The sequence below is a fragment of the Paenibacillus agaridevorans genome (assembly GCF_003112455.1).
GTDB lineage: Bacteria > Bacillota > Bacilli > Paenibacillales > Paenibacillaceae > Pristimantibacillus > Pristimantibacillus agaridevorans.
Window position 1 is genome coordinate 778 of the sequence record NZ_BDQX01000398.1, and the last position, 4,760, is coordinate 5,537.

The following is a 4,760-nucleotide window of genomic DNA, read 5'->3' on the forward strand; positions in this document are numbered from 1 at the left end:
CCATTTACGAACAAATTAAATGAACTTATAACGAATACTGACGCTGCATAACGGCGTCAGTATTTTTTTGTTGTAATCAGAAAGCCCTGTCCGGGGGAAGCTATTTACAGAGAATGCTGTCAGAAAATCGTTACAGAGAGGAGTGTGCATTCGCATTGACTAAATGGATAGTTCAGACGGTCTTTATCGTATTAGGACTGGGGCTGGCGGTTTGGCCAGTCGGCGGGAATAGGATTGACGCATCGCCGGGCGCGTATCACTTCGGTTTCAAAAAAAGCGTTAACGGCTCGCTGCCGTCGATTGATGAGGAGGGATTTAAGCCGGTTTTATCGAAAAACGGCGCGCTTTTCCTCGGGGACACGACAAAGAAGGAGTTGTTTCTAACCTTCGATAACGGTTACGAGAACGGTTATACGCCTCGAATATTAGACGTGCTCAAGCAAAAAAACGTGCCCGCGTTATTTTTTGTGACGGGGCATTTTGTAAAGGATCAGCCGGAACTGCTTAAACGTATGGCTGCTGATGGGCATCTCATCGGCAATCATTCCTGGAGCCATCCGGATATGACGCAGTTATCGGAGAGTCAAATCGCCTCCGAACTGGCGAAAGTGAAGGAACAGGTTGAAGGGCTCACTGGCCAGCAAAGCATGACCTTCCTTAGACCGCCGAGAGGCATCTTTAACGATCATGTACTCGCCGTCAGCAAACGTCATGGTTACACGAGCGTATTCTGGTCGATCGCCTACAAGGATTGGGATGTCAATGCGCAGCGCGGGGGAGCGTACGCGTTCGAGCAGGTAACCAAGCAGCTTCATCCCGGCGCCATCCTATTGTTGCATTCCGTGTCGAAGGATAATGCCGAGGCTCTTGGCAACATAATTGACGAGGCCAGGAGGCAAGGTTACGAATTTAAGGGGCTTGATGGCCAAACAGGGCTTAATCCCTCACCAATTAATGAGTTTTTGCCAACGGAATGAGTTGAATAAAAAGAGCATTCCAAGCTTACTGGCCTGGAATGCTCTTTTTTATCCCGCCCATTGCACTTAAAATGATGATTAAGTGCAATGGGCTTGTCACGATTTAGTTATGAACCGTTTTTTTTGAAAAGAAAGTAGTCAACGCTTTATAAACCTCGCCTTTCTCCTTAATGATCGAGTATATAAACTTCTTATCTTGAATGTGCTTATATGCCGACATCAACGTGCTGCTCCGATTGTATTGATTAACCTCGCCGTACCCGAACATATTGCACCGCCCCATGAGCTGAGAAATCAACTTGACGCATCGTTCGTTGTCCGACGTTAAGTTGTCGCCATCCGAGAAATGGAAAGGATAGATGTTCCACGCTGCGGTCGGGTACCTGCTATCGATGACTTCAAGGGCTTTCTGGTACGCGGAGGAGCAGATCGTGCCGCCGCTTTCGCCGCGAGTAAAAAATTCTTCTTCCGACACTTCTTTGGCTTCCGTATGGTGAGCGATGTAGATGATTTCGACATGTTCGTATTTGCGACGAAGGAAACGGGTCATCCAGAAGAAAAAGCTGCGCGCGCAATACTTTTCGAACGAGCCCATGCTTCCTGACGTGTCCATGAGCGCAAGAATGACGGCGTTGGACTGCGGCTTGACGATTTCCGTCCACGTTTTGTAACGGAGGTCGTCCGGCGAGATACCGCCGATTCCGGATATGCCCGCATTCGCGTTGCGACGAAGATTCTCCATCAGCGTACGCTTTTTATCGATATTGGACATAATTCCTTTCTTACGGATGTCGGTAAAAACGATCTCCCTGGTCTGCAGTTGTTCCTTCTGCTTTTGCTCCAGATTCGGCAGCTCGAGTTCCTCGAACAGCATATCCTCCAATTGGTCGATGCTGATCTCCGTATCGACGAGATCTTCGCCAGGTTGATCCCCGGCGTCTTTTCCTTTGCCAGGGCCTTTGGCGGCTTGCGGATCTACGCCGAGAACGTCGCCAACCTGCGAATCCCCGTCGCCTTGTCCGACGTGCTGCTTTTTGTTGTAGTTATAGATGAAACGTGACTCGTCGAGACTTTTGATGGGGACTTTGACGGTCTTGCGGCCATCGGACAGCACGATGCTTTCGTCGGAGACAAGATCAGGGAGGTTTTTGCGAATCGCTTCCTGCACCTTCTGATGATGCCTCGCTTGATCCGAGTAGCCTTTGCGATGGAGCGACCAATCCTCCCGCGATACGATAAAAAGCGGTTCCGAAGCCATTTTATCACCTCTGAGTCCTATAGTTAATTATGCCACTCCCACGGAGCCCGATCAATCTTCCCTCGGCTCACGGATAACATGCCGCCTTCCGCCTCTGCTGGTCTCATGTCGGAGCACCTCCTTGCTGATTACATGGTTAATATTCAATATATTCAGTCCGCGGGTGGTTATGTGAAGGAAATTAGTCCAAATCTAGCAAAAAGTATTGACTGAGAGCATGATGGCTAGCAGATGCCGCGAGTGATAGAATAATAGGAAGAGCTTGTGCAGGAGCGCGGGGCAAACCGTGCAGGGGGAGGTACTATGAAATTGTTTCACACGGCGGACTGGCACTTAGGCAAGCTGGTTCATGGCGTCTATATGACCGAGGATCAGCGATATGTGCTTAATCAATTTATTGAGGATATTCGAAGGGATAAGCCGGATGCCGTCATTATCGCCGGTGATCTGTACGATCGAGGCGTGCCGCCTACGGAAGCCGTCGAGCTGCTGGATGACGTGCTTGAGACGATCGTGGCGGAGCTAGGCGTGCCCGTGCTAGCCATTGCGGGCAATCACGACAGCCCGGACCGGCTTAGCTTCGGAACGGCTCTTATGGAAGGGCGCGGCTTGCATCTTACGGGGCAGCTTCGGTCTCAGCCCAAACCGGTCGTGTTGCGGGACGAATTCGGCGAGGTGCACTTCCATCTGGTTCCGTATGCCGATCCCGCAATCGTGCGGCATGTGATGGGAGACGAAGACATTCGGAGCCATAATGACGCCATGCGGGCGATCACAACGAGGCTGACCGAGGGGATGAGCCCGGATGTCAGACATGTGCTGGTGGGACATGCTTTCGTTACGCCGCTTGGAGAAGCTGCCGACAATACCAGCGATTCCGAGCGTCCTCTGGCGATCGGGGGAGCGGAATATGTCAGCGCAAGCTTGTTCGACCGCTTTCACTATACGGCTTTAGGCCATTTGCATCAGGCACACTTCGTCAGAAGCGAGAAGATCCGTTATGCAGGTTCGCCGCTTAAGTATTCGATCTCCGAAGAGCGTCATAACAAAGGTTATCTGGTCGTAGAGCTCGACGAGGCCGGCAAGGCCGCGATAGAGAAGCGAGAGCTGAAGCCGCTGCGAGATATGCGCAGAGTCGAGGCGTCGATCGAGGAGCTTGAGAAACATCCCGTTAACGATGATTACGTGTACGTGACGCTGCTGAACGACAATCCCGTGCTGTTCCCCATGGAGAAGGTGCGTTCCGTCTATCCAAACGCGATGCATGTAGAGCGAAGAATCGCCATGGCGAATACAGCCGCTGGTTCCTCGGGAATTTCTTCGGAGGCGGATGGTTCCGTCAGTCGCAAGGAGAGAGATCCCGTGCAATTGTTCGCGGACTTTTATATGGAAGTTAAGGGGCAGGAACTGACGCCGGAGAAACGGTCTATGTTCTCCGCCGAATACGAAGCGCTTCTACGCGAGGAGGAGGGATTGACGTGAGGCCGCTTAAGCTGACGATGACCGCGTTCGGTCCATACAGGGATGCAGAGACAGTCGACTTCGCAGAGCTTGGCGAACGCAGATTGTTTGTCATCTCCGGCAATACCGGAGCGGGCAAGACGACGATATTTGATGCCATCACCTTCGCGATTTACGGGACCGCGAGCGGAGAGGACCGCGCCGATCCGCGGATGCTGCGCAGTCACTTCGCGGATGACGAGACGCATACGTCGGTGGAGCTCGATTTTCAGTCCGGGGGCAGATGTTACCGCGTATTCCGCCAGATGAAGCATCGCAAGGGCGGCAACAGAAGCGAGACCGGCGAGAAGACGGAGCTATACGTAGTGGAGGGGGAAACGGCGGTTCCGGCGGTTGACCGGTTCATCACAACGGAGGTGAATGCGAGACTGCTTGCCGTTATCGGCTTGACGAAGGAGCAGTTCAGCCAGATTGTTATGCTCCCGCAAGGGGAATTCCGCAAGCTGCTTACTTCCGATACGGATAATAAAGAGGATATCCTTCGCCGCATATTCCGGACAGAGCTGTTTGAGAGACTGGAGGGCCGGTTCCAGGCGCGTTACCGAGAGCTGTCGGATGGACTAAAAGATGCCCGGGCAACGACCGCCGCCGTCATGCGTCAGGCGGAGGAAGCGTTGCCGCAGCGCGAGGACAGTCCGTTGGCAGCCACCTTTCGGCAGGAAAACTACAATGCCGTACAGGTAAGGGAGGCCTTGCAAGGGGAAGCAGCCCATTATGAGGATACAGCAGCCGCAGCAGGACGCCGCAAAGTAGAGACGGCATCGGCGCTGGATGCGCTACAGGATTCGCTGCGAGCGCGGCTGTCGCTGAATGCGAAGCACGAGGAGTTAGCGGCTAAGCGTACGCAACACCAGACTTTGGCTGCGAGACAAGGTGAGATCGAGGGGCTGGAACGAGAGCTTGCGCTTGCCGCTAGAGCAGACGGGCTGACCCCTTATGCGGAACAAGCCGCCAATGCGACGAAGCTTCTGAAGCTCCGTTACGAAGGCTTGCGTCTGAGAGGC

4 protein-coding genes are annotated in these 4,760 nt (G+C 53.2%); 3 read left to right on the plus strand and 1 reads right to left on the minus strand.

Going from position 1 to position 4,760, the window contains the following annotated elements:
* Nucleotides 1-113 precede the first annotated feature (113 nt).
* The gene (pdaA, locus tag PAT3040_RS30820) at nt 114-977 is read left to right on the plus strand and encodes a delta-lactam-biosynthetic de-N-acetylase (RefSeq protein ID WP_087571504.1); all 864 of its coding nucleotides are present in this window, start codon (nt 114-116) and stop codon (nt 975-977) included.
* 103 nt (nt 978-1,080) lie between these two features.
* Here pdaA and yhbH read toward each other — a convergent pair whose 3' ends face one another.
* Nucleotides 1,081-2,235: a sporulation protein YhbH gene (gene yhbH / locus PAT3040_RS30825; protein ID WP_108995691.1), complete on the minus strand. Its 1,155-nt coding sequence runs from the start codon at nt 2,233-2,235 to the stop codon at nt 1,081-1,083.
* 303 nt (nt 2,236-2,538) lie between these two features.
* On the opposite strand from yhbH, the gene PAT3040_RS30830 reads away from it, so the two are divergent.
* Together PAT3040_RS30830 and PAT3040_RS30835 are read left to right on the plus strand one after the other, a co-directional pair.
* Nucleotides 2,539-3,717, plus strand: a complete 1,179-nt coding sequence (locus PAT3040_RS30830; RefSeq protein ID WP_108995692.1) for an exonuclease SbcCD subunit D — start codon at nt 2,539-2,541, stop codon at nt 3,715-3,717.
* Nucleotides 3,714-4,760 (plus strand): AAA family ATPase (locus PAT3040_RS30835; RefSeq protein ID WP_146200608.1); only part of this gene is annotated, 1,047 nt, incomplete at its 3' end. The genes PAT3040_RS30830 and PAT3040_RS30835, both read left to right, overlap by 4 nt.